25 protein-coding genes are annotated in these 25,000 nt (G+C 65.0%); 1 reads left to right on the plus strand and 24 read right to left on the minus strand.

The window, feature by feature from the left end:
- Positions 1 to 34: 34 nt before the first annotated feature.
- The 3 genes from folP to rlmE form a co-directional block, all read right to left on the minus strand.
- A complete protein-coding gene (folP, locus tag FLQ03_RS03435; protein WP_144372941.1) occupies positions 35 to 877 on the minus strand; it encodes a dihydropteroate synthase in 843 nt (280 codons plus the stop codon).
- 65 nt (positions 878 to 942) lie between these two features.
- The gene (ftsH, locus tag FLQ03_RS03440) at positions 943 to 2,847 is read right to left on the minus strand and encodes an ATP-dependent zinc metalloprotease FtsH (RefSeq protein ID WP_144372942.1); all 1,905 of its coding nucleotides are present in this window, start codon (positions 2,845 to 2,847) and stop codon (positions 943 to 945) included.
- A 71-nt stretch (positions 2,848 to 2,918) separates the two neighbouring features.
- Positions 2,919 to 3,536: a 23S rRNA (uridine(2552)-2'-O)-methyltransferase RlmE gene (rlmE, locus tag FLQ03_RS03445; RefSeq protein WP_144372943.1), complete on the minus strand. Its 618-nt coding sequence runs from the start codon at positions 3,534 to 3,536 to the stop codon at positions 2,919 to 2,921.
- A gap of 174 nt (positions 3,537 to 3,710) precedes the next feature.
- Here rlmE and yhbY point away from each other — a divergent pair, with 174 nt between their 5' ends.
- Complete coding sequence (gene yhbY, locus FLQ03_RS03450; RefSeq protein WP_144372944.1) at positions 3,711 to 4,037, plus strand: ribosome assembly RNA-binding protein YhbY; 327 nt, start codon at positions 3,711 to 3,713, stop codon at positions 4,035 to 4,037.
- Between the two features lie 56 nt (positions 4,038 to 4,093).
- Here the strand turns inward: yhbY and FLQ03_RS03455 are convergent, their stop codons facing one another.
- The 21 genes from FLQ03_RS03455 to FLQ03_RS03555 all read right to left on the minus strand — a co-directional run bounded on the left by FLQ03_RS03455 (position 4,094) and on the right by FLQ03_RS03555 (position 25,000).
- The gene (locus tag FLQ03_RS03455) at positions 4,094 to 4,525 is read right to left on the minus strand and encodes a DUF4149 domain-containing protein (RefSeq protein ID WP_144372947.1); all 432 of its coding nucleotides are present in this window, start codon (positions 4,523 to 4,525) and stop codon (positions 4,094 to 4,096) included.
- Between the two features lie 60 nt (positions 4,526 to 4,585).
- Entirely contained in the window at positions 4,586 to 5,062 is a 477-nt protein-coding gene (gene greA / locus FLQ03_RS03460; protein ID WP_144372948.1) for a transcription elongation factor GreA, read from the minus strand.
- A 147-nt stretch (positions 5,063 to 5,209) separates the two neighbouring features.
- Entirely contained in the window at positions 5,210 to 8,419 is a 3,210-nt protein-coding gene (gene carB, locus FLQ03_RS03465; protein WP_144372950.1) for a carbamoyl-phosphate synthase large subunit, read from the minus strand.
- A 32-nt stretch (positions 8,420 to 8,451) separates the two neighbouring features.
- A complete protein-coding gene (gene leuE, locus FLQ03_RS03470; RefSeq protein WP_144372952.1) occupies positions 8,452 to 9,099 on the minus strand; it encodes a leucine efflux protein LeuE in 648 nt (215 codons plus the stop codon).
- 13 nt (positions 9,100 to 9,112) lie between these two features.
- Positions 9,113 to 10,240: a glutamine-hydrolyzing carbamoyl-phosphate synthase small subunit gene (gene carA, locus FLQ03_RS03475; protein WP_144372953.1), complete on the minus strand. Its 1,128-nt coding sequence runs from the start codon at positions 10,238 to 10,240 to the stop codon at positions 9,113 to 9,115.
- A gap of 209 nt (positions 10,241 to 10,449) precedes the next feature.
- Positions 10,450 to 11,181, minus strand: coding sequence for a type II secretion system protein N (gspN, locus tag FLQ03_RS03480; RefSeq protein WP_144372954.1), 732 nt, complete (start codon positions 11,179 to 11,181; stop codon positions 10,450 to 10,452).
- Positions 11,178 to 11,675, minus strand: coding sequence for a type II secretion system protein GspM (gspM, locus tag FLQ03_RS03485; RefSeq protein ID WP_144372956.1), 498 nt, complete (start codon positions 11,673 to 11,675; stop codon positions 11,178 to 11,180). Before gspM ends, gspN begins: the two co-directional genes overlap by 4 nt.
- Positions 11,675 to 12,826 carry a type II secretion system protein GspL gene (gene gspL, locus FLQ03_RS03490; RefSeq protein WP_144372957.1) on the minus strand — a complete coding sequence of 384 codons (1,152 nt, stop codon included), beginning with the start codon at positions 12,824 to 12,826 and terminating at the stop codon, positions 11,675 to 11,677. Before gspL ends, gspM begins: the two co-directional genes overlap by 1 nt.
- Positions 12,823 to 13,776, minus strand: a complete 954-nt coding sequence (gene gspK / locus FLQ03_RS03495; protein ID WP_144372958.1) for a type II secretion system minor pseudopilin GspK — start codon at positions 13,774 to 13,776, stop codon at positions 12,823 to 12,825. The genes gspL and gspK overlap by 4 nt, the downstream gene beginning before the upstream one ends.
- Positions 13,773 to 14,339 (minus strand): type II secretion system protein GspJ, encoded by a 567-nt coding sequence (locus FLQ03_RS03500; protein ID WP_144372960.1) that lies wholly within the window; start codon positions 14,337 to 14,339, stop codon positions 13,773 to 13,775. The genes gspK and FLQ03_RS03500 overlap by 4 nt, the downstream gene beginning before the upstream one ends.
- A complete protein-coding gene (gene gspI / locus FLQ03_RS03505; protein WP_144372961.1) occupies positions 14,336 to 14,713 on the minus strand; it encodes a type II secretion system minor pseudopilin GspI in 378 nt (125 codons plus the stop codon). The genes FLQ03_RS03500 and gspI overlap by 4 nt, the downstream gene beginning before the upstream one ends.
- Positions 14,710 to 15,195 carry a prepilin-type N-terminal cleavage/methylation domain-containing protein gene (locus FLQ03_RS03510; RefSeq protein ID WP_144372962.1) on the minus strand — a complete coding sequence of 162 codons (486 nt, stop codon included), beginning with the start codon at positions 15,193 to 15,195 and terminating at the stop codon, positions 14,710 to 14,712. The genes gspI and FLQ03_RS03510 overlap by 4 nt, the downstream gene beginning before the upstream one ends.
- A 6-nt stretch (positions 15,196 to 15,201) precedes the next feature.
- A complete protein-coding gene (gspG, locus tag FLQ03_RS03515) occupies positions 15,202 to 15,639 on the minus strand; it encodes a type II secretion system major pseudopilin GspG (RefSeq protein ID WP_170252294.1) in 438 nt (145 codons plus the stop codon).
- A 48-nt stretch (positions 15,640 to 15,687) separates the two neighbouring features.
- A complete protein-coding gene (locus FLQ03_RS03520; RefSeq protein WP_170252295.1) occupies positions 15,688 to 16,236 on the minus strand; it encodes a DinB family protein in 549 nt (182 codons plus the stop codon).
- Positions 16,230 to 16,472: a hypothetical protein gene (locus FLQ03_RS03525; RefSeq protein WP_144372967.1), complete on the minus strand. Its 243-nt coding sequence runs from the start codon at positions 16,470 to 16,472 to the stop codon at positions 16,230 to 16,232. Before FLQ03_RS03525 ends, FLQ03_RS03520 begins: the two co-directional genes overlap by 7 nt.
- A 4-nt stretch (positions 16,473 to 16,476) precedes the next feature.
- Positions 16,477 to 17,682 carry a type II secretion system inner membrane protein GspF gene (gene gspF, locus FLQ03_RS03530; protein WP_144372968.1) on the minus strand — a complete coding sequence of 402 codons (1,206 nt, stop codon included), beginning with the start codon at positions 17,680 to 17,682 and terminating at the stop codon, positions 16,477 to 16,479.
- 1 nt (position 17,683) lies between these two features.
- Positions 17,684 to 19,138, minus strand: coding sequence for a type II secretion system ATPase GspE (gene gspE / locus FLQ03_RS03535; RefSeq protein ID WP_144372969.1), 1,455 nt, complete (start codon positions 19,136 to 19,138; stop codon positions 17,684 to 17,686).
- The gene (gspD, locus tag FLQ03_RS03540; RefSeq protein ID WP_240802189.1) at positions 19,135 to 21,204 is read right to left on the minus strand and encodes a type II secretion system secretin GspD; all 2,070 of its coding nucleotides are present in this window, start codon (positions 21,202 to 21,204) and stop codon (positions 19,135 to 19,137) included. The genes gspE and gspD overlap by 4 nt, the downstream gene beginning before the upstream one ends.
- Before the next feature lie 110 nt (positions 21,205 to 21,314).
- The gene (locus FLQ03_RS03545) at positions 21,315 to 21,917 is read right to left on the minus strand and encodes a hypothetical protein (protein ID WP_144372971.1); all 603 of its coding nucleotides are present in this window, start codon (positions 21,915 to 21,917) and stop codon (positions 21,315 to 21,317) included.
- A gap of 185 nt (positions 21,918 to 22,102) precedes the next feature.
- A complete protein-coding gene (locus FLQ03_RS03550) occupies positions 22,103 to 23,887 on the minus strand; it encodes an acyl-CoA dehydrogenase (protein ID WP_144372972.1) in 1,785 nt (594 codons plus the stop codon).
- A 180-nt stretch (positions 23,888 to 24,067) separates the two neighbouring features.
- Positions 24,068 to 25,000 (minus strand): electron transfer flavoprotein subunit alpha/FixB family protein, encoded by a 933-nt coding sequence (locus tag FLQ03_RS03555; RefSeq protein WP_144372974.1) that lies wholly within the window; start codon positions 24,998 to 25,000, stop codon positions 24,068 to 24,070.

The following is a 25,000-nucleotide window of genomic DNA, read 5'->3' on the forward strand; positions in this document are numbered from 1 at the left end:
GATTCTACCGCTATTGCTGCAATGTGTCGTGATGCTATGCAGATAACGCGTCACAAGCGGCCAGTACCTGCATGGCCTGCACCGTGGCTTTCACGTCATGCACGCGTATGATGCGCGCCCCGCCCTGCGCTGCCAGCAACGCGGCAGCCACGCTGGCACCCAGTCGCTGGTCTGCTGCCTGTTCGCCGGTAATGGCACCCAGCATGCTCTTGCGTGACAACCCCGCCAGTAACGGCACCCCGCTACGGGCGATCAACTGCGGCAAGGCACGCAGCAGCGCCAGGTTGTGGGCTAGCGTTTTGCCAAAGCCAAAACCGGGGTCAATCAGCAACCGATCACGCGCCATGCCGGCATCGACACACACTTGCACGCGGCGAGCCAGGTAATCGCCCACTTCATCCACCACGTCCAGGTAATCAGGCCGCAGTTGCATGTTGTCCGGGTTGCCTTGCTTGTGCATCAGGCACACGCCAACGTTGGCCGCCGCCAGCAAGGGCAGAGCCCCCTCGTCTTCCAGTGCCGACACGTCGTTGATCAAGTCCACCAGCCCTTCCGCCAGAGCCGCCTGCATCACAACGGTACGGCGGGTATCCAGCGAAAGCGGCACCTGTAGCGCTACCAGCTCGCGCAAAACCGGCATCACACGCTGCAGCTCTTGCTCCGGGCTGACATAGGCGGCACCTGGGCGCGTGGACTCGCCGCCGATATCCAGAATATCGGCGCCCTCGGCCAACAGCTGCCTCGCGTGTGCCACCGCCGCCGCCACGTCGTCGTGACGACCACCATCCGAAAACGAATCCGGCGTCACATTCACAATCCCCATCACCAGAGGGCGGGACAAATCCAGCGTAAAACGGCCGCAGGCAAAAGCAGACATGGCAGACATCCACACAAACAAAAGAGCCGCAGCTTAAGCTGCGGCTCTCGGGTGCGCAATAGCGCTTACAGTTCCTGGGCCGGTGTGGTGCTGACTTCCGGCGCAGGCGGTGCCGGCGGTTTGGTTTCCGGCGGGGCAAAACCACCACCCGGCTTCGGCGGGCGCGGCGGGCGGTTTTCCATGATGTCGCGAATTTGCTCGCGATCGATGGTTTCCCACTCGATCAGTGCCGCGGTCATCGCTTCTACCTTGTCGCGGTTTTCATCCAGCAACTTGACGGCCAGCGCGTACTGCTCGTCCAGAATGCGGCGGATTTCTTGGTCTACCTGCTGCATGGTGGCTTCGGACAGGTTCTTGTGCGTGGTGACCGAGCGGCCCAGGAACACTTCGCCTTCGTTCTCGCCATACACCATCGGGCCCAGCTTGTCGGACATGCCGTAGCGGGTCACCATGTCGCGGGCAATGCTGGTAGCTCGCTCGAAGTCGTTGGAGGCCCCCGTGGAAATCTGGCCGGTGAACAGGTCTTCGGCTACGCGGCCGCCGAACAGCATGGTGATCTGCGCCAGCATCTGGTCTTTGTACAGCGAGAAGCGGTCTTGCTCCGGCAGCGACCAGGTCACACCCAGTGCACGGCCACGCGGGATGATGGTGACCTTGTGTACCGGGTCGCAGCCGGGCAGCAGCTCGCCGATGATGGCGTGGCCGGACTCATGGTAAGCGGTTTTCTTCTTGTCGTCGGGCTGGATGATCATGGACTTGCGCTCGGCGCCCATGAAGATCTTGTCCTTGGCATCTTCAAAGTCCAGCATATCAACCAGGCGCTTGTTGCGACGGGCAGCAAACAGCGCCGCTTCGTTCACCAGGTTGGCCAGGTCGGCACCGGACATGCCGGGGGTACCGCGTGCCAGAATGCCGGCTTCGACGTCGGCCGCGATCGGCACCTTGCGCATGTGTACGTTCAGGATCTGCTCACGGCCACGGATATCCGGCAGCGGCACCACCACCTGGCGGTCGAAACGGCCAGGACGTTGCAGCGCCGGGTCCAGCACATCCGGACGGTTGGTGGCGGCGATCACGATGACCGTCTGGTTGGTCTCGAAACCGTCCATTTCCACCAGCAACTGGTTCAGTGTCTGTTCGCGCTCGTCGTTGCCGCCGCCCAGGCCGGCGCCACGCTGGCGGCCAACCGCGTCGATCTCGTCAATGAAGATGATGCACGGTGCGTTTTTCTTGGCCTGCTCGAACATGTCGCGTACGCGGGAGGCACCGACACCGACGAACATTTCCACGAAGTCGGAACCGGAGATGCTGAAGAACGGCACCTTGGCTTCGCCGGCGATGGCCTTGGCCAGCAGCGTTTTACCGGTACCCGGGCTGCCTGCCAGCAGGATGCCGCGCGGGATGCGGCCGCCCAGGCTCTGGTAGCGGGTAGGGTCGCGCAGGTAATCGACGATCTCCTTCACCTCTTCCTTGGCCTCGTCACAACCGGCCACGTCGGCGAAGGTGACGGTGTTGGCGTCCTGGTCCAGCATGCGCGCCTTGCTCTTGCCGAACGAGAACGCACCGCCCTTCCCGCCGCCCTGCATCTGGCGCATGAAGAAGAACCACACGCCGATCAGCAGCAGCATCGGGAACCAGCTGATGAAGATGTTCATCAGCATCGACGGTTCTTCTTCCGGTTTGGCCGAGAAGCGCACGTTGTTCTGGATCAGCACGTCTACCAGCTTGGTATCCAGCGGCGCATAGGTGCTGAACTGGGTGCCGTCGGTACGCTTGCCACGAATGATCTGCCCGCGCAGCGGGTTGCCCTCAATGGTCAGCGCTTGCACCTTGCCGGTTTCAACGTCGCTGATGAATTGCGAGTATTCGAGCGCGTTTTGCGGCTCACGGGTCTGGAACTGCTTGAAGACCGTCATCAGTACCAGCCCGATGATGACCCAGATTGCGATGTTTTTACCGATATTGTTCACAAGAGCGTGCTCCTATGTGCCCTGGCTAGATGATGTGGTTGGTTTGATTGTAACCCCCGCATGGCAGGCTGTCAGCGACGGCCCTTGCCTAGCAGGTAAATTTCACTGGAGCGATCACGGGAGGCCTTGGGTTTGCGCGTTACCACATCGGTAAACAACTCGCGCATGGACTTCAGATAAGCCTGGAATTCGCTGCCCTGAAACACCTTGACCAGAAAATGGCCGCCGGGTTTCAGGTGATCACGGGCAAACTCCAGCGCCAGTTCGGTCAGGTGAAAGCTGCGAGCCTGATCCATGGCGCTCATTCCGGAGATATTGGGGGCCATGTCGGAAATTACAAGGTCCAGTTGACGGCCGCCCAGCAAGGTAACAAATTCGTCCAGCACTTCCTGCTCGCGGAAGTCGCCCTGGATGAAAGACACGTCGGCAATCGGGTCCATCGGCAGGATGTCCAGTGCAAACACCTTGCCCTTGTTGCCCACCAGCCGCGCCGCCACTTGCGACCAGCTCCCCGGAGCAGACCCCAGATCGGCCAGCACGGTTCCCGGGCCGATCAATTTATCTTTTTCGTTGATCTCCAGCAGCTTGTAGGCTGCACGGGCACGGTAGCCGTCTTTCTTGGCCATGTGCACGTAGTGATCGTTGACGTGTTCCTGTAGCCAGACATTGCTGGAAGTGCTGCGCGCCATGCTTGTTTCCTGTTTTCTGTCGCTTTCCCTATCGGGAACTATAAATACAATACGCCCGAATGCCAGCTATAACGGCACTCACGGCCAAGCCGGGGCAGGGAATGCGGTTTAACCCTGTGAACCAACCCCGTTTTTTAGTAAAATCGTTTTTTAATCTGAAACTTGAAGCGTTACATGAAAATTGAACTGACAGCCGTCGAGCGTACTTATCTGAAAGGTCTGGCCCATTCGCTGAACCCGGTGGTAATGATCGGCAACAACGGCCTGACCGACTCCGTGATCCGTGAAATCGCCATCAGCCTGGACGCCCACGAGCTGATCAAAGTCCGCGTGCTCGGCGACGACCGCGATGCCCGCGTTGCCATGTACGAACAGATCTGCAACGACCTGAGCGCGGCACCGGTGCAACACATCGGCAAACTGCTGGTGCTGTACCGCCCGTCGGACAAAAAGCTGATCGATCTGCCCAAGAGCAAGAAAGCGCTGAAGGCCCGCCCGTAAGCCGGCCCGGCAACTCAGCAAAAAGCGGTGGCATGCCACCGCTTTTCGTTTGCGCGTCAGTTATCGCTGCGTAGCAGGTACGCGAGGCCCATCAGGCTCTGCACCAGATAGATCAGGCTGGAGATGGCGTGCCAGGTAGCGAAACCGCCGCCAAATAAACCCTCGGCCGCCTGGTTCATCTGCGCCTTCAGCGCCGCAATCATCGGCGTCACACCGAAGTGATTGATGACGATGCAGGCCAACATGCCCAGCAGCAGCCAGAACGGTGCCTGTTTCAGGCCGCGTGCGCCCTGACGCATGACGTAATCCGCCATCAGGAACACGCTGCACACCAGGCCCACCCAGGCGATGGCAGCAAACAGCCTGCCCGCCACCATGCCGGCGGTCACTTTATCCAGTGCGGCAAACAGCACCGGCGTCACGATGATGCCGATGACCCACATGCCCCCGATCCAGAAAGTCCGGGCAATGGCGCGCAAACCGTTCATGCTTTCCCCTTGATCATGCTTGCTCAAGGTTGGCCGCACGCAGCGCGGCCGGCCTCAGGCTCAGATGTACAGTACGTCCAGGATTTCGTATTCGCGGATGCCGCCCGGGGCCATCACTTCGGCCACGTCGCCGGCTTCCTTGCCGATCATGGCGCGCGAAATCGGCGAATTGATCGACACTTTGCCTTCCTTGATGTCGGCTTCGTCGTCGCCCACGATCTGGTAGGTCACTTCTTCGTCGCTTTCCAGATCCAGCAGCTTGACGGTGGCGGCAAACACCACGCGGCCGTCAGCGTTCAGCTCGGTCGGGTCGATGATCTGCGCGTTGGAAACCTTGGCTTCCAGCTCGGCGATGCGGCCTTCCACGAAAGCCTGGCGTTCTTTGGCGGCTTCGTACTCGGCGTTTTCCGACAGGTCGCCCTGGGCACGTGCCTCGGCGATGGCCTCGATCACCGACGGACGCTCTACGCTCTTGAGGCGTTGCAGCTCGGCCTTGAGCATTTCGGCTCCACGTACGGTCAACGGGACTTTGATCATGTGTCTATTCTCCGGGGGCCTCTGGCGGCCCCATGATAAAAGCGTAAGCCGCCGTACGAGACGGCGGCTTGGCAGGACGTTGGTGTCAGCCGGAATTGTAACGGGATTTCACGTGCGGTTCAAAGGTTGGCCGCACGTGACGCCGTATCAACCCTTCAGGCTGGCGTGCAGCTGCTGCACGCTGTACACATCGAAGGCGTCCACGTGGGCCAGACCGGCACACGCGGCCTTGGCACCGGCCAGCGTGGTGTACTGCGGCACACGCATCTGCAGCGCGCTGCGGCGGATGGCATGGCTGTCCTGGATCGCCTGGCGTTTTTCGTCCACGGTGTTCACCACCACGTCGATTTCGCCATTCTTGATCAGGTCCACGATGTGCGGACGGCCTTCGTTCACCTTGTGCACCACTTGTACCACGATGCCGGCATCGGCCAGCGCCTTGGCGGTACCACGGGTAGCACACACGCCGAAGCCGCGCTGTTGCAGTTCACGCGCCACTTCCACGCCGCCTTCCTTGTCGCCTTCACGCAGCGACAGGAATACCTTGCCGGTACGCGGCAGCTTGTCGCCGGCCGCCAGCTGGGCCTTGACGTAGGCTTCCGCGAAGGTGCGGCCAACGCCCATCACTTCGCCGGTGGACTTCATTTCCGGCCCCAGGATGGTATCCACACCCGGGAACTTGATGAACGGGAACACCGCCTCTTTCACCGCGTAGTACGGCGGTACCACTTCCTTGGTGAAGCCCTGCTCTTTCAGGCTGATGCCGGCCATGGCACGGGCAGCAATCATCGCCAGCGGCGCGCCGCTTACCTTGGACACAAACGGCACGGTACGCGACGCACGCGGGTTCACTTCCAGCACGTAGATGGTGGTGCCCTGGATGGCGAACTGCACGTTCATCAGGCCCACCACGTTCAGCGCACGCGCCATCGCTTCAGTCTGGCGGCGAATCTCGTCTTGCAGCTCGGCCGACAGGCTGTACGGCGGCAGCGAGCACGCGGAGTCACCAGAGTGCACACCGGCTTGCTCGATATGCTGCATGATGCCGCCGATGACTACGTCGGTGCCGTCAGACAGGCAGTCCACGTCCACTTCGATGGCGTCGTTCAGGAAGCGGTCCAGCAGTACCGGGCTGTCGTTGGACACTTTTACCGCTTCGCGCATGTAGCGTTCCAGGTCGGCCGGCTCGTGCACGATTTCCATCGCGCGGCCGCCCAGTACGTAGGACGGGCGCACCACCAGCGGGTAGCCGATTTCTTCGGCCAGACGCATGGCGTCCACCGGGTTACGCGCGGTGCGGTTCGGCGGCTGTTTCAGGCCCAGGTCGTTCAGCAGCTGCTGGAAGCGTTCGCGGTCTTCCGCAGCGTCGATCATGTCCGGGCTGGTACCGATGATGGGCACGCCGTTGGCTTCCAGCGCACGCGCCAGCTTCAGCGGGGTCTGACCGCCGTACTGCACGATCACGCCGAACGGTTTTTCGATGCGGCAGATTTCCAGCACGTCTTCCAGCGTCAGCGGCTCGAAGTACAGGCGGTCGGAGGTGTCGTAGTCGGTGGACACGGTTTCCGGGTTGCAGTTGACCATGATGGTCTCGAAACCGGATTCGCGCAGGCTCAGTGCAGCGTGCACGCAGCAGTAGTCAAACTCGATACCCTGGCCGATACGGTTCGGGCCGCCACCCAGTACCATTACCTTCTTGCGATCGGTCGGCTGGGCTTCGCACTCTTCCTCGTAGGTGGAGTACATGTAGGCGGTGTTGGTCGCGAACTCGGCGGCGCAGGTGTCCACGCGCTTGTACACCGGGTGCAGTTTCAGCGCCCAGCGGTGCGCGCGTACGGCGGCCTGGTCGGTGCCCAACAGCTCGCCCAGACGGCGGTCGGAGAAGCCCTTGCGCTTCAGGCGACGCAGCTCGTCGTAGCTCAGGCTGTCTACCTTGCGGCCGGCCAGCGCTTTTTCTTCGCCCATCAGGTCTTCGATCTGCGCCAGGAACCACGGGTCGATCTTGCTGATAGCAAAGATCTCGTCGCGGCTGAGGCCGATACGGAAGGCGTCGGCCACGGCCAGGATGCGGTCCGGGCCAGGGGAGCCCAGCTCGTGGCGGATGGCGGCTTCGTCGGTGCTGCGCGGGTCGAAGCCGGACAGGCCGGTTTCCAGGCCACGCAGGGCTTTCTGCATCGATTCCTGCAGCGTGCGGCCCATGGCCATCACTTCGCCTACCGACTTCATCTGGGTGGTCAGACGGTCGTCAGCCTGCGGGAATTTCTCGAAGGCAAAACGCGGGATCTTGGTCACCACGTAGTCGATGGACGGTTCGAACGAGGCCGGGGTCGCGCCGCCGGTGATGTCGTTCTTCAGTTCGTCCAGGGTAAAACCCACAGCCAGCTTGGCGGCGATCTTGGCGATCGGGAAGCCGGTAGCCTTGGACGCCAGTGCCGACGAACGCGACACGCGCGGGTTCATCTCGATGACGATCATGTCGCCGGTGTCCGGGTTCACCGCAAACTGCACGTTGGAGCCGCCGGTATCCACACCGATTTCACGCAGTACCGCCAGGCTGGCGTTACGCATGATCTGGTATTCCTTGTCGGTCAGCGTTTGCGCCGGGGCCACGGTGATGGAGTCGCCGGTGTGCACGCCCATCGGGTCGAAGTTTTCGATCGAGCAGATGATGATGCAGTTGTCGTTGCGGTCACGCACCACTTCCATCTCGTACTCTTTCCAGCCCAGTACCGACTGCTCGATCAGCAGTTCGTGGGTGGGCGAGGCTTCGAAGCCGCGCTCGCAGATGGCCAGGAATTCTTCCTTGTTGTAGGCGATGCCGCCGCCGGAACCACCCATGGTGAACGACGGGCGGATCAGGGTGGGGAAGCCCACCTTGGCCTGGGCTTCCAGCGATTCTTCCATGGTGTGGCACACGAAAGACAGCGGGCAGGACAGGCCGATCTTGGCCATGGCTTCCTTGAAGCGGCCGCGGTCTTCTGCCTTGTCGATGGCGTCTTCGGTGGCACCGATCAGCTCGACGTTGAATTTTTCCAGCACGCCGTTACGCGCCAGGTCCAGCGCGCAGTTCAGCGCGGTCTGGCCGCCCATGGTCGGCAGGATCGCGTCCGGGCGCTCCTTGGCGATGATCTTCTCTACCACTTGCCAGGTAATCGGCTCGATGTAGGTCACGTCGGCCATGTCCGGGTCGGTCATGATGGTGGCCGGGTTGGAGTTCACCAGGATGACCTTGTAGCCTTCTTCGCGCAGCGCCTTGCACGCCTGGGCGCCGGAGTAGTCAAACTCGCAGGCCTGGCCGATGACGATCGGGCCAGCGCCAATGATGAGAATGCTCTTGATATCAGTACGTTTCGGCATGGTTATCGCTCAATTCAATTCAATTATTCAATTCACAGACTGGCTGCGGCCAACTTGGCGCCAAAGCCGATGAACATCGCCCCGACCGAGCCGCCCATGGCGGCCGACAAGCGGCGGCGGCGGCGGAAGGCGTCGGCCAGATGACTACCGGCCAGGATGATCATCGTCAGGTACAGCAGGCTGAAGCACTGCACGATGGTGCCCAGCACGGCAAACGTCAGCGCCGGGTAGGCATAGGCCGGATCGACGAACTGCACGAAGAACGATACGAAAAACAGGATCGCTTTCGGGTTCATCAGGCTGATCAGCAGCGCCTTGCGGAACGGGTTGGCCGCATCGACCTGCCGCGCTTCGGCCGCCGCCTGCGGCTGCGCAGCACGGCGCCACGCCTGCCAGCCGCCTTTCAGCATGTTCAGGCCGATCCAGGCCAGGTAGCCGCCACCCAGGTACTTCACGATGGCAAACAGCGCCGGGTTGGTCTGCAGCAGGCCGGCAGCACCGGTGGCTGCCAGCGTCATCAGGATCAGGTCGCCGGTAAACACCCCGGCGGCACCGGCAAAGCCGGCGCGCGCACCACGCTGGGCTGCGACGGACAGCACGTACATCGAGTTGGGCCCCGGCAGCAGGATGATGAAAATGGTGCCGAGGATGTAGGTGGTGAGGTCGGTAATGCCCAGCATGATGGTCTCCCGATCAGGCGCGTTCGGCCATGGCGGCGATGAAACGGTCAAACAGGTAGGCGACGTCTTCCGGGCCCGGGCTGGCTTCCGGGTGGCCCTGGAACGAGAACGCCGGGCGGTCGGTCAGCGCAATGCCCTGCACGGTCTGGTCGAACAGCGAACGATGCGTCACGCGCACGTTGGCTGGCAGGCTGGATTCGTCCACCTGGAAGCCGTGGTTCTGGCTGGTGATCATCACGCGGCCGCTGTCGAGGTCCTGCACCGGGTGGTTGGCACCGTGGTGGCCGAACTTCATCTTGGATGTCTTGGCACCACTGGCCAGACCCAGCAGCTGGTGACCCAGGCAAATGCCGAATACCGGCAGCTTGGTGTCGAGGATCTCGCGGATGGCGGTAATCGCGTAGTCACACGGTTCCGGGTCGCCCGGGCCGTTGGACAGGAACACGCCGTTCGGGTTGAGCGCCAGCACGTCCTTGGCCGGGGTTTGGGCCGGCACCACGGTCAGCTTGCAGCCACGCTCGGCCAGCATGCGCAGGATGTTGTGCTTGACGCCGAAGTCGTAGGCCACCACGTGGAACGGGGTGTCGGTCTGTTCGGTGTAGCCCTGGCCCAGGCGCCACTCGCGCAGGTTCCAGCTGTAGCTTTCCTTGCAGCTCACCACCTTGGCCAGATCCTGGCCTGCCATGCTGCCAAAACCGCGGGCCAGTTCAACGGCACGGGCTTCGTCGATGTCACCGGCCATGATGCAACCGGCCTGGGCACCTTTTTCACGCAGGATGCGGGTGAGTTTGCGGGTATCGATGTCGGCAATGGCGACAACGTTGTTCTTCACCAGATAATCGGACAGCGAGTCTTCTGAACGGAAGTTGCTGTGCAACAGCGGCAGATCGCGAATGATCAGGCCGGATGCAAAAACGGCGCCGGACTCGGTATCTTCCGAGTTGGCGCCGACGTTTCCAATATGGGGATAGGTCAGAGTGACGATTTGCCGGGTATAGGACGGATCGGTAAGGATTTCCTGATAACCGGTCATGGCGGTATTGAATACCACCTCTCCGACGGTGTGGCCGCTGGCTCCGATGGCAACGCCTTTGAAAAGGGTGCCGTCAGCCAAGGCTAGAATCGCGGGTACGGTTGTCACTGGCTGGCTCCTGAATAATGGTCTTTTGAATCGCTTTATATAACAAACGGGACACCACGCCGCAGCGCTTGTCCCGTTCGGTTAAACTTTTCGATTATAACCCGATTTTCTGTTTTTTCAATGGTTTTTCCGGAACAATTTTTCGCTTATCAACAAAAACAGGCACTTGCTGCGGCCAACCTGTCCGGCAGGCACAGTTGACGAAAACGTCAACGCAGCTGCCAGGCCACGCTGGTGGGGCCATTCGGCTGACCCAGCATCAGCAATACCGGTTTCAGCGCCTCATAATCGCCAGATTCGCTAGCGGCGGTGCCGGCAAACTGCAGGCCGTTACCACTATAGCTGCCCTGCCCCTGCATTTGCAGCGGGCCGTGCACGGTACGCAGGGTCAGCAGCACCTGGCTGCCCTGCCCTTGCGCGTCCAGCGCATAGCTGCCAAACGGCTGCAGTCGCGACAACGGCGAGCTGGCCGCCTGCCAGCCCAGCATGGCCGCGCCTTGCACCTGACCACCGGCCAGCAGCCACTGCGGTACGTGCAGCTGCAGCACGCCGCCCAGCCGCGCGCTGTGCCAGCGTGGCGAAAAGGCGGTCACCGCCGCCACCGGCACCTGCAGCTGCAGGTTTTCCACCGTCACACCGCCCCACTGCAACCGCGCCTGGGCTATCGTGCCGTCGCTATCGATCTGCCAGCCCAGTGCCAGCTGCCGCAAGGCGGTCGGTTGCCAGCGCCACGCCAGCCGTGACATCGGCAGTACCTCGCCGGAGGCGGCCACGTACATCAACTGCCCCTCGCCCTGCCACACAGTGCCACTGGCCGCCGCCAGCCGCCACCGCTGGCCGGTAGCCGCCGCCAGCCGTGCGTCCAGCAGGCTAGCCGGCAGATGGGCCAGTAAAGAAGCGCTGCCCACCAGCAGCAGCATCAGCCACGCACCACGCCTCATGCTTCCCCCCCGGCGTGCGCCAGCACCGCATCGAGTTTCACCCGCCCCGGGCCGGCGGCATCGGCTTGCAAGCGCAGAATGCGCACCTGTTGTGCCGCCAGCGTGCCGGTGGCTTTCACCCAGTCGTCAAACGCTACCTCGCCGCTGACGCGCACGCCAAAACCGCCCTCTTCCGCCAACTGCAAGTTGCCCAGCCCGGCCTGCTGCAACAGCGGTTGCAGCATCAGCTTGAGCTCGGCGGCGGCCAACGGCGCCACTTCGGCTTGCGGCTTCAGCCCGCGTGCCTCGCTGGCCAGCGTCGCCACCAGCTGTTTCTCGGCCTGCAAGCCGGCGACCGAGGCGGCCAGCCTGGCCGACTGGCGGTGCGCCGGCTCCCATAGCGCCACATAGAACAACGCGCCGCCCAGCACGATGGCCATCAGCAGCAACAGGCGCTGCTCGCGCTGCGACAGCTGCTGCCAGCGCTGCCGGCCTTGATTGATCAGGTTCTGCATTACGGCTTCCTTGTCAGTATCCACTCGCGCTGGCCCTGCTCGGTTTGTGCCGAGCTCAGCAGCCACTGCCGCGCCGCCAGTTGCTCGCGCCAGCGCGCAGCCACCTCGGGTGCCAGCGTCGGCGCCACGAACGCCAGACGGCCGGCCTCATACCGGAGCTGGGCCAGCTGCAGTTGGCCGCCGCTGACGGCAGCCAGCTGCGCCATGGCCGCCACCGCATCGTCGCGCGCCGGCAGGCCGCGGCTGAGCCGGAGGCGGTCGACTGCGCGCAGCATCGGCAAGGCGCTGCTACCGGCCACCGCCTGCGGCGCCCACGGCTGCACCAGCTGACGGATGTCCTGCTGCAGGCTGCGCTTTTGCCACGCGTACCAGCCCCACTGGCCGCACACCAGCGCTGTCTGCGCCAGGATGAGCGCGCCCAGAATCAACCCACTGCGGCGCAACAGCGGCGCCAGTGCACGCCACTGGCGGTCTGCCGCCAGCTCGCCCTGGGCAAAATTGACGCCCTGATGGCGCCCGAGCTGCCACTGCCAGCGCGGCAGCGCTTGCACCTCGACCGCCGGCAAACCGGCCGGCGCCTCGCCCAACAGCGTAATGCTGGCCGGGGCCGGCGCGGCGGCCAACCGGGGCAGCAGCAGGCCGACGCTGGCCGCCGGCAAGAAGCCGGCCTGGCCGTACGGCTGCCGCAGCAAATAGCCGTGCTCGCCCTGCGCCAGCACCCAGCCGTCGGCAGCGGGCACGGGCAGCAGGTGTTCTTCCGGCACGATGCGATCGGCCAGCCGGCCCAGCTGGCGCAGCATGGCCACCGCGCGGCGCACCGGCGCCGCCTCGCACACCCCCACCACCCGTTTGCCATCCGGCAGCCGCTCGCCCGGCGCGTACAGGTTGGCCGCCGGGTCGTTGCCCAGCTGTTCTTCCAGCGCGTAGCCGATCACGGCCGGCTTCAGCTCGCGCCCGGCCGGCAGGCTGGCGGCGATGAACAGCGTGCGGCCAGCCGGCAACACCAGCTCCAGCTGCTCGCTGCGCGGCCACGCCGACGGCGGGCCGTCGCCCTGTTCGCGGCACTGGCCGTGGCGGTCCAGCAAGGCCCACGGCAAGCCGGGCTCGCTATCAGGCCAGCCCGGCCGCCAATACAGTCTCAATACACTCATGGTTCCCCCGCGCCTGCTGCTGCGGCCGGCACGACGCCTTCGTCGCGCCACCACACCTTGCTGGCTTGTTCGTTACGCTGCAGCAGCGCCTGCACCCGCAGCACGCTGCGCGGGTGACGGATGGTGCTGTCCAGCAGGAAGAAATCGCTGCGCACGCCGTAGTCCACCGCCAGCGGGGTCAGCCCGCCGGTGAGACGCAGGCCGAAATCGGCGCGATCCTTGAAATAGTTGCTCTGCCGCTGATTCGCCAGCGCCTGCGCCTGACCGCGCCCCAGGCCCGGCACCAGCGCCATCAGCAGCGGCAGGCTGGCGGTGTTGACGTTGATGGCGGTGCGCTGCGGCAGCACCGCCAGGTGCGGTGCCAGCGTGGCCAGCACCTGCGGCGTATAGCCCTTGACCCAGCGCAGCTGCTCGACGCGGCGCAGGCTGGCCAGCGGCGGAATGGCGTACGGTGCGGGCAGCGCAGCGTACCAGTCGGCCTCGGCGCCTTGGGCGCGGGCGTCGTTATCGTCGTCCAGCCAGTCCAGCAAGGTGTCGGCCAGCGCCGCCGGCAATTGCAGCTGCTGCAACAAGCGGCGGTAGAGCTGGGCTTGCAGCTCGTCCGGCTTGCCGTCCTGTTGCATCAGGTTGCGCACGTTGAAGCGGCCTTGCGCGTCGGACAGTTGGCCGCTGATGCGGGTCTGCTCGGCTTCGGTTTGCGGCAGCGGCTGCGCCCACAACTCGCCCGGGTAATCCACCGCACCGCTGCTGCGCGCGTCGAAGGCCAGGATGTCGCCAGCCCAGCCGGTACCGGCGTCGGCAATCAGGCGGATATCGGCACGGGCACGGTCGTTGTCGGCCTGGCGCCACCACAGGCTTTGCTGCCATAACACCGTCGCCGCCGCAGTAGCGGCCAGCGCCACGATCAGCAGCGCCATGATGATGGCCATGCCCTGTTGCTGCCGCTTCATGGCAAGGCCCAGACGCGGCGCACCGCTTCGTCGCCCGGCAGCGCCACGCGCATTTCCAGCGCCCGCGCCTGCGGCCGCTCGCTGATCACGGCCGGCGGCCACTGCGTGTGCCACTGGCCGTTAGCCGCCAGTACGCGCCAGCTGATGCGGTAATCGCCGGCCAGCAGCGGCAGGCTACCCGCCGCAGGGCTACTGCCGGACGGGCCGGCCAGCCACTGCAAACCGGTGCCGGCGCGGTACCACACGCGTTCCTCGCCGTCCGGGTAGCGCTGCGACGCCAGCTGCAACTGCAGCGCCTGGCCCTGGCCATCGCCCTGCAGTTGCAGCACGGCCTGGGGTTGGCCGCTGTCGTCGGAAGCCGGCTGCCGCGGCAGGCGCTGCAGGTCGGCCTCGACGCGGCGCAACACCCGCGCCAGCTGTATCCAGCGTTCGCCGGTCTGCATGATGTGTTCGCGCGCGTTCAGCAGGTTGCCGAAGGCGCGGTAGCCCATCACGGTGAGGATGGCCAGCAGGCTCATCGCCACCAGAATCTCGATCAGGGTCAGCCCGGCTTGCCGCTTCATGGTTGCACCGCCGGGTTGCGCACAAAGCCGGTCATCTCGGCCAGCACGTAGCGCTGGGCGCCGGGCTGCAGCACGCGAATGATGACTTTGCGGAAGTTGCCGTTGGGGGTGTCGCTGATTTCGCGCTCCCAGCGCAGGCGGCGGCCGTCGCTGTCGGTTTCGCCTTGCTGCAGGCCGGGGCCGGGCCATTCGCGTTGCGCCTGCAGCAGCGCCAGCTGGTTTTGCGCCTCCCAGCTGGCGATCATGCGCTGCTTCATCTGTTCGCTGTTGTCTGCGGCCACGCCGCCGGCGCGCAACAGCGCCGACAAAGCCACCGCCATGATGGCCAGCGCCACCAGCACCTCGAACAGGGTGAAACCGTGCTGACGCCTCATGGCGCAGCCTCCACCGTGACGGTACCCACCGGCGACAGCTGGATGCTGCGCGCGCCGTTTTCGGCACGCAGCTGGATGGCCAGCGCCGGCGGGCGCCCGTCTTGCCACAGCAGGATGGCGCCACTGGCCGGCTTGCCGTCCAGCAGCAGGCCATCACCACGCAAGCCCTCCGGCAACGGGCGGTCGGCAAAGAAGGCGTCGCGGCTGGGCTGCCAGCCGCCCTGGCTGTCGGCCACGCGCCAGTGCGCGCCGTCGGCTTGCCAGTCCAGCGCCAGCGCCTCGCCCATTTCGGCAGCGTCCACGGCTTGTTCCAGAATGCGGGCCAGGCGGTAGCTTTCGTCTTCCAGCTGGCGGTGGCTGTCCGGGCGCAGGCTGAAGCTGACCGTGGTCGCCATCACGCCGATGATGAGCAACACCACCATCACCTCGATCAGCGTGAAGCCGCCTTGCGGCCAACGTTGGCCGCAGCCTGCGCACAGCATGCCGGTTTACAGCGCCCAGGAGCCGATATCGGCGTCGTTACCCTCGCCGCCCGGCTCGCCGTCGGCGCCCAGGCTGAGGATGTCCACCTCGCCGTGGCTACCCGGCGACGCGTACTGGTAGGGGTTGCCCCACGGGTCGTTCGGCAGGCGCTCCAGGTAGCCACCCGGCTTCCAGTTTTTCGGCGCCGGGCCGCTGGCCGGCTTGCTCACCAGCGCTTGCAGGCCCTGTTCGGTGGTGGGGTAGCGGGTATTGTCGAGCCGATAGAGCTTGAGCGCCTGCATCATGGCGCCGATGTCCTGCTTGGCGGCCACGATGCGCGCCTCGTCCGGGCGGCTCATCACCTTGGGGACCACCAGCGCGGCCAGCACGCCGAGGATGACGATAACCACCATGATCTCGATCAGGGTAAAGCCGCGCTGGGCGGCGGGTTTGAGGCGTTTCATGTTAGCTCCCTTGTGCATAGATGGCCGGCAACGGTGGCCGGCCTGATATTAGTTGCGGTGCGCCGCCGTATCCGGCAGCAACACCAGCAAGTCGGTGACGCCCACGTCCACGCCAGCCTGGCTCAGCAGGGTGCTGGCCTGGCCACGATGGTGGGTCTGGTGGTTGAAAAAATGCAGCAGTACGCCGCCCAGCGCCTTGACGCAGGCGTCGCCGCGCATCGAATGGTAGGCCAGGTCTTGCGCCAGCACGCGCTCGTCCAGTGTGGCGGCCCATTGCTCGATATAGCTATCCAGCTGCTGGCGCAGCGCGGCCAGCTCTGCAAGGTTGGCCGCAGGCCGAGCGTCCAGTGCCGCCGGTTGCGGCCACGCCAGCAGCGGCTGCAGCACGTCGGCGCCGAAAGGCAAGCTGGCGAAGCGGCGCAGCCAGACGGTATCGCCCACCACGATGTGGCTGAGCGTGCCGAATAGCGAGCCGAAAAACGCACCACGTTCGGCGTGCAATACCTCGTCCGGCAGGCTGGCGGCAGCCTGGTACAGTTTGTCGTTCATCCAGCGGTTATAGGCGGCCAACTGGCGGGCAGCGGCGGGGGTCAGCATGGCGTGGCTCCGGTATAGCGTTCGGCCAGCTGGCGGCGGCAAGCGGCCAGCTGCGTTTGCTGGCGGGCATAGCGCTGCCAGCGCCACAACCGTAACGACAGCCGCACCGGCAACGGCAACAGCAGGGCCAGCAAGGCAGACAGCGGCACACTTGCCGGCGGCGATACCGCCTCGGCCAGCAGCCGTTGCTCCTCGGCCAGCAAGCGGCCGGTACGTTCAAGGTCTATCGGGTTCATGGCCTTACCTCACCATCTGGTTCATGTCGATGATCGGCATCATGATGGCCATCACGATCAGCAGCACCAGCCCGCCCATCACCAGAATCAGCAGCGGCTCCATCAGCGTGGTGAAGGTGGCCAGCTTGCGTTCCACTTCCTGCTGCTGCTGGACGGCGGCGCGATCCAGCATGTCGGCCAGGCGGCCGCTGGCTTCGCCGCTGCCGATCAAGTGGATCAGCACCGGCGGAAACTGGCGCGTACTGCCCAGCGCCCGCGACAGCGCCGTGCCCTCGCGGACTTTGTTCATGGTGTCGGTCAGCGCGTCCTGCATCGGGATCAGGCTGACAATGCCGCGCGCGGTGTCCAGCGCAGTCAGCAACGGCACGCCGGAGCCCACCAGAATGGACAGCGTGCTGGCCATGCGTGCGGTGTTGAGCGCCTGCAGCAAGCGGCCAAGCACCGGCAGCCGCAGCAGGCGGCCGTGCCAGGCACGGCGCAGGGCGGGCACCTGCAACAGGCGCCAGCTCCCTGCGGCGGCAGCCACCAGCAGCAACAGCAACACCACGCCCCAATCGCGCAGGAAGTGGCTGCTGGCCACCAGCATGCGCGTCAGCAGCGGCAGCGTCTGCTTGCTCTGGGCAAACACGCTCACCACCTGCGGCACCACGTACGCCATCAGCCCGCCCACCACCAGCAGTGCCACCACGGTGACTACCGCCGGGTAAGCCATGGCCAGCGCCACTTTCTGCTGCGTGTGCTGGCGCTGGTCCAGGTAGTGTGCCAGCTTGGCCATCACCTCGCCCAGGTGGCCGGATTGCTCGCCGCCCTGCACCAGCGAGCGGTACAGGCTGTTGAACACGGCTGGCGCGCCGGCCAGCGCCTGCGCCAGCGATTTGCCTTCCAGGATGTCGCTGCGCACCTGGGCCAGCACGGCACGGGTGCGCGGGTGCTCGCTTTGCTCGGTGATGGCGGCCAGCGCGCGTTCCAGCGGCAGGCCGGCGTCCAGCAGCGTGGCCAGCTGCTGGGTGAACATCACCAGCTCGGCACGCGGCAGGCCACGCGCCAGCAGCGAATGGCCGCTACGCGGCGCGGCGACGCTATCCACTTCCAGCGGCAGCAGGCCGCGCTCGCGCAACTGGGCACGGGCGGCGCGGGCGGAGTCGGCCTCCAGCAGGCCGCTGTGCTCCTTGCCGGCGGCGTCGAGGGCGGTGTACTTGAATGCGGCCAACTCAGCTCCTCGTCACGCGCAGGATTTCTTCGAGGCTGGTTTCGCCGCCGCGTACCCAGCGCAGACCGTCGTCGCGCAGGCTGCGCATGCCGCACGACAAAGCGTGGGTGCGCAGTTCGGCTTCGCTGGCGCGGTCGTGGATCAGCTTCTGCAGCGTGTCGTCCACTTGCAGCAGCTCGTACACGCCGTAACGGCCGCGATAGCCGCTATTGCTGCACGCCGGGCAGCCGGCCGGGCGGTAATGCAGCACGCCCGGCGCACCGTCCAACGGCAGCGGGTGCGGCTGCTTGCACTGCGGGCACAGGCGGCGCACCAGCCGTTGCGCCATCACGCCCAGCAGGCTGGACGCCAACAGGAAGGGCTCCACGCCCATGTCGGTCAAGCGCGTAATGGCGCTGGCAGCGTCGTTGGTGTGCAGCGTGGCCAGCACCAGGTGGCCGGTGAGCGAGGCTTGCACGGCGATCTGTGCGGTTTCCAGGTCGCGGATTTCACCGATCATCACCACGTCCGGGTCCTGGCGCAGGATGGCGCGCAGCGCCTTGGCAAAACTCATGTCGATCTTGGCGTTTACCTGCGTCTGGCCGACGCCGTCCAGGTGGTATTCCACCGGGTCTTCTACCGTCATGATGTTGGTGTGACGCGCATCCAGCCGCGATAGCGCGGCGTACAGCGTGGTGGTCTTGCCGGAGCCGGTAGGGCCGGTGACCAGCAAGATGCCGTGCGGCTGGCGGATCAGGCCGTCCACTTGCTGCAAGGTATCGGCGGCCATGCCCAGCGTGGCCAGGTCCAGCCGCGCCGCTTCTTTATCCAGCAGCCGCAACACCACGCGCTCGCCGTGGCTGGTGGGCAGCGTGGATACCCGCACGTCCACCGGGCGCCCGCCCAGCCGCAGCGAGATGCGGCCATCTTGCGGCAGCCGCTTTTCTGCGATGTCCATGCTGGCCATGATCTTCAGCCGCGACACCATGGCGGCGTGCAGCGCGCGGTGCGGCGTCACCACGTCGCGCAGCGTGCCGTCCAGCCGGAAACGCACCAGGCTGCGGTCTTCGAAGGCTTCGATGTGGATGTCGGAGGCGCCGTCGCGCAGCGCCTGCGTCAGCAGCGCGTTGATCATGCGGATGATGGGCGCGTCGCCTTCGGACTCCAGCAGGTCTTCCACCTCGGGTAGGGAGTCCACCATGGCGTTCAGGTCCAGGCTGTCGCCGATATCGTCTACCACGCCGGCGGCGCCGTCGCTGCGGTTGGCATACAGGCTGGACAGGCGACGGTCCAGCTCGTCGGCGGCCAACGTTTCAACCTGATCGGGCGCACCGTGCAGGCGCAGCACCTCGCTGATGGCGGCTGGCGGCGTGGCGTCGTCCAGCAGCAGGACGCGGCCGTCGGGGCCGTCTTCCAGCACGATGCGCTGGCTGCGGGCAAAGGCAAAACCCAGCACCGGGTGGCGGGCCACGCTCATGGCGCTACCGTGCCGCTATTGCCCGGCAGCGGCAGTTGGCCGCGCTGCTGCAGCTGTTGCAGCAGGCCGCCGGCCGGGGTGGACTGGTAGGCATCGGCCGCATTCAGCGGCAGCTTGCCGTCCTGGCGCTGGCGCTCGCCGATCACGTAGTCGTAGCGGTCGCCGGCCACGTTTCGCGCGGCGGCGTCATCGCGCAGGATGGTGGGCTTCAGGAACACCATCAGGTTGGTTTTCTTGCGCTGCTTCTGCTGGTATTTGAACAGCCAGCCCAAGACGGGAAGGTCGCCCAGCAGCGGCACCTTGTTTTCGCCATCGCTGACCGACTCCTGGATCAGGCCGCCGATGGCGACGATGCTGCCGTCGTCTACCGTCACTGTGGTTTCAATGGCGCGCTTGTTGGTGGTCAGCCCGGCCGGGTTGTTGCGGCTGGTTTCGTCCACCGACGACACCTCTTGCAGAATCTTCATTTTCACCAGGCCGCCTTCGGAAATCTGCGGCGTCAGTTTCAGCGTCAGGCCCACGTCCTTGCGTTCGTAGGTCTGGAACGGCGACGACACGCTGCTGTTACCGCCGCTACCGTTGCCGGTATTGCTGTAGCTGCCGGTGAGGAAAGGCACGTTCTGGCCGATGACGATCTTGGCTTCTTCGTTGTCCAGCGTCATCAGGTTCGGCGTGGACAGCACGTTGCCGTCGGCTTCTTTTTCCAGCGCCCGCGCCAGCAAACCTAGGTTCAGTACCTGGCCGACGCCCGGAATATTGACCGTGCCCTTGCTGATGCCGATGGTCATGCCGCTGCTGCCGGCCAGCGCGCTGATGCCGGCAGTACCACCGGTAGCCACGTTGAGGATGCCGGGGTTGCTGGTGCCGGGGAAGTTGGTGCCGCCGATAACGCTGGTGCCGCCATTGCCCAAGCCGGACAGCGACTGCCACTGGATACCCACTTCCTGCGCCCGCTCGGCGGATACCTCCATCACCAGCGCCTCGACGAACACCTGGGCGCGGCGACGGTCCAGCATGTCGATGACGTTGCGCAGGTTCTGGTACATGGCGTCCGGCACGTTCATGATCAACGCGTTGCTGGCGCTGTCGGCCTGGATCATATTGCCCAGCGGGCCGCTATTGTTGTCGGCGGCCTTGCTGGCCTGCGCGGTGTTGTTACCGGCGTTGGCCGCCGGCGTGGTTGGCGCCTGGCTGCTGCCCGCCTCGCTGGACAGCAGGCTGCGCAGCGTCTGCGCTACGCGGCTGGCTTCGGCGTTGCGCAGGTACACCACGCGCACGTTGGCGCCGGCCTGGCTGGGCTGGTCCAGCAGTGTCAGCAGGCTGCGGATCTTGCCCAGCCGCCCGGCGGTATCGGCACGCACCAGCAGGCTGTTGCTGCGCAGGTCGGGCACGATGGTGACACGGCCGCCGTCAGCAGCGTTGGCCGCACCGGTGCTGGCTTCCTGCATCAGCTTGTTCAACTGGCTGGCCATTTCCACTGCCGACGCGTACTTCACCGGCAGCACCACGGTATCGGCGGCGCTGGCGCTTTCAATGCTGTCGATGATGGCTTCGATGCGGCGGATGTTGTCGGCGTAGTCAGTCACCACCACGGCGTTGGCCTGCGGCATGGCCGCCACGGTGTTGTTGGGCGAAATGAGGGGGCGGATTACCGGCACCAGCTGGTTGGCGCTGCCGTGGCGCAGGATGAACACCTTGGTGATCAGGCGGTCGCCGTCACCGCGGCGCGCATTGCCCACGCGGGCGTGCAGCTTGGCGTCGGCCTCCGGCACGATCTTGATCACGCCATCGCCTTCCACCGCCGTAAAGCCCTGCATGCGCAGGCTGGACAGCAGAATCTGGTAAGACAGTTCGCGTGGCACCGGCCGGGCCGACACGATATTGACCGTGCCCTTTACCCGCGGGTCCAGCACGAAGTTTTTACCGGAGATATCGCCGATGGCCTTCACCACGGTGTCGATGTCGACGTTGACGAAGTTCAGCATTACCGGCTCGTCCGGCGCGGCATAGGCTTGGCAAGCAAACACCAGCGCCAGGGCACCGGCCAATCGGGCTATCTGCATCATGAGTGTTGTCGTTGTTGTTTGTGTTGTATCAGTACGGTAAACAGTCACCGCGCCAGCGGAAGCGACAGCCTAACGCCGCACCGGGGTTTCGATAAACCCTCGCGCCGCAGTCAATCCTTGTTGATGGGTTCGGCGCGTGGTGGTGACGCCTGGCTGCCGTCAACCGGCGCTGCCTGCAGGTACTGAGGGGGGACCACCGGCACAGTTTGCTGCGGTGGCGATATCGGCACCATGCTGCTACTGGTAGCAGGCAGCGTCTGCGGTACAGCCGTGGCAGGGGTTCGCTCCAGCGCCACCCTTACCTCTCCGCCCCCCTGCTGCTGAATGACGATGCCGCGGCCATCCACCTTGCGCAGCCACCAGCCGCCGGGCGACTGCTCGCCCATGCGCAAAGGCAGCATCTGGCCGTTTTCCAGCACGATGGCAAAGTCCTGCTGCGAGCCGTGGCCGCCGCCCAGCACGCCCAGTACCTGCAACGGCGGCGCAGCCTGGGCCACGGCCTGCTGACTGCTACCGAACCAGGCTTGCTGTGCCACGCTGCCAGCAGCGGCCTGCGGTTGTGGCATGTCCAGCGTACGCAAAGCAGGCGCAGACGGTGCCAGCAGCTGGGTGGCGGTGGCGACCAGCCACCAACTCGCCAGCGCAGCAGCCAGTAGTGGCAAGCCGGCAGGCAACTGCCGCGCAAGACTGCGAATGTTGTGTATCGGCATCATGTCAGGGCGATCACAAGGGGAAACAAAACAGAAAGAGTAATGAAGACAGCATGGATGGGCAAGCATCCTACACTGGCCGCATTGCCAGCAGATGAAAACGCCGGTGCGCTCGATAGCAATCGACCATGAAAAAGCCCCGCCGGCAAACGGCGGGGCGGTGTCGGTGACGGTGTGGCTGTCGCGGCTTAGAACAGGGCCTCGTCCAGTGCCAGCACGCTATCGGCGCCGTGCAGGATGGCCGCGGCCAAGCCACCGGTTTGCGGCAGCAGGTGCTCGGCGTAGAAACGCGCGGTCACTTGCTTGGCGGCCAGGAAATCGGTATCGGCGTCTTCCTCGCCCTGCTGTGCTTTGGCGATCAGCGCGGCACGGCCCATCATCCAGCCGCCCAGCGTGATACCCATCAGCTTCAGGAACGGTACCGAACCCGCAGCGGCCAGCGCGGGCTGGCTGCCGAAGGTGCCAACGATGAAATCGACGCAACGCTCGGCGTCTTTCGCCGCCGCTTCCAGGTTGGCCGCGATGCTGTCGAAGCCGGCTGCGGCCAGCTTGGCCACGGTGCTGCGTACTTCTTCCAGCAGCCAGCGTGCGGTGGCGCCGTTTTCACTGGCGGTTTTACGGCCGATCAGGTCCAGCGCCTGGATGCCGGTGGTGCCTTCGTAGATGGCGGTAATGCGCGCGTCGCGGCAGTACTGCGCTACGCCGGTTTCCTCGATGTAGCCCATGCCGCCGTGGATCTGCATGCCCAGGCTGGTGATTTCGTTGGCCTGCTCGGTGTTCCAGCCCTTGACGATCGGGATCAGGAAGTTCACCAGCGCCTGGTTGCGCGCGGCTTCGCTGGCCACCGGGTGGCGGGCAGCGCGGTCGAGCGCGGCGGCAGCGTAAAAAGCCAGTGCGCGTTGCGCTTCGATCTGGGCGCGCATGGTCATCAGCATGCGGCGTACGTCGGGGTGGCGGATGATGGCCACACCGGCCGGGTCCGGGCTGCCGACGGCGCGGCTTTGCACGCGGTCGCGGGCGTATTCCACTGCCTTCTGGTAAGCACGCTCGGACACCGCCATGCCTTCGATGCCCACGCCCAGACGAGCGTGGTTCATCATGGTGAACATATAGCCCAGGCCCTTGTTGGCCTCGCCCACCAGGTAGCCGATGGCGCCGCCTTCGTCACCGAAGCTCATCACGGCGGTGGGGCTGCCGTGGATGCCCAGTTTGTGTTCCAGCGACACGCAGCGCACGTCGTTACGTTCCCCCAGGCTGCCCTCGGCATTCACCAGGAACTTGGGCACGATGAACAGCGAGATGCCTTTCACGCCCGCCGGGGCGTCGGGCAGACGGGCCAACACCAGGTGGACGATGTTGTCCGCCATGTCGTGCTCGCCCCAGGTAATGAAGATTTTCTGGCCGCTGATCTTGTAGCTGCCATCGCCTACCGGGATGGCCTTGCTGCGTACCTGGGCCAGGTCGGAGCCCGCTTGCGGCTCGGTCAGGTTCATGGTGCCGGTCCACTCGCCGGTAGACATGCGCGGCAGGTAGACGGCTTTCAGTTCTTCGGAGGCGTGATGATTGATGGCCTCGATGGCGCCCAGCGTCAGCATCGGCGCCAGCGAAAACGCCAGGTTGGCCGAGCACCACATTTCTTCTGCGGCCAACGCCACCAGCGCCGGCAGCCCTTGGCCACCGAATTCGGCCGGGGCACGCAGGCCCACCCAGCCGGCTTCCACGTACTGCTGCCACGCTTCCTTGAAGCCTTCGGCGGCGGTAACGGTAAAGTCCGGCGACCACTTGGCGCCCTTGTCGCCCTGCTTGTTGATCGGGGCCAGCACGCCTTCGGCGAACTTGGCGCCTTCTTCCAGAATGGCGTCGACCAGCTCGACCGAGCAGTCTTCGTAGCCGGGCAGGCTGCACACGGCCGGCAGCTCGGCCAGCTCGTTCAGGGCAAAACGGATTTCCTTGGCGGGGGCCTTGTAGATCATGAGATTACTCCTCGATTAACTCGTCATCGTGCAAAAAAACCGGCAACCGATCCGGCTGATGGCAAGCCCGCGCTGCAAGCAGCGCGCATTTCCCCAGACGAACCGGTACACCGGTTTTCTTGTGTGGCGTGGCACCGTAGCGCCACGCCTTGTTTTATTGATACAGCTTGCTAGTGCGTCTTACTTGGACAGCTCGGCCATCAGTTCCGGCACCACGGTGAACAGGTCACCCACAATGCCGTAGTCGGCGATCTGGAAGATCGGCGCTTCTTCGTCCTTGTTGATCGCCACGATCACCTTGGAGTCTTTCATGCCGGCCAGGTGCTGGATGGCACCGGAGATGCCCACCGCCACGTACAGCTGCGGGGCCACCACTTTGCCGGTCTGGCCAACCTGGTAGTCGTTCGGCGCGTAGCCGGCGTCAACCGCAGCGCGCGAGGCACCCACGGCCGCGCCCAGCTTGTCGGCCAGCGGCTCGATGACGGCTTTGAACTGTTCTTCGGAGCCCAGCGCGCGGCCACCAGACACGATGATCTTGGCAGCGCCCAGTTCCGGGCGGTCGGACTTGGTCAGTTCCTGGCCCACGAAAGCAGACAGCGCGGCGTCGGCAGCGGCGGCCACGCTTTCCACGTTGGCCGCACCGCCTTGTGCCGCCGCTTCGAAAGCGGTGGTACGCACAGTGATGACCTTGATGGCGTCGGCAGACTGGACGGTAGCCAGCACGTTACCGGCGTAGACCGGGCGGACGAAGGTGTCAGCGGACTCGACAGCGATGATGTCGGAGATCTGGGCCACGTCCAGCAGCGCAGCCACGCGCGGCAGCAGGTTCTTGCCGTAGGAGGTAGCCGGGGCCAGCACGTGGCTGTAACCACGGGCCAGGTCCACCACCAGCGGCGCCAGGTTTTCGGCCAGGCCGTGAGCGTAGGCGGCGTTGTCGGCCAGCAGTACCTTGGCCACACCGGCTACCGCCTTGGCTGCGTCGGCGGCGGCAGCGGCGTTGTGGCCGGCTACTAACACGTGTACCTCGCCCAGCTTGGCAGCGGCGGTAACGGTATTGAGGGTGCCTGCTTTCAGGCTCTGGTTGTCGTGTTCAGCGATAACGAGAATAGCCAT

Origin of the sequence: Vogesella urethralis, assembly GCF_007644045.2 — a bacterium.
Lineage (GTDB): Bacteria > Pseudomonadota > Gammaproteobacteria > Burkholderiales > Chromobacteriaceae > Vogesella > Vogesella urethralis.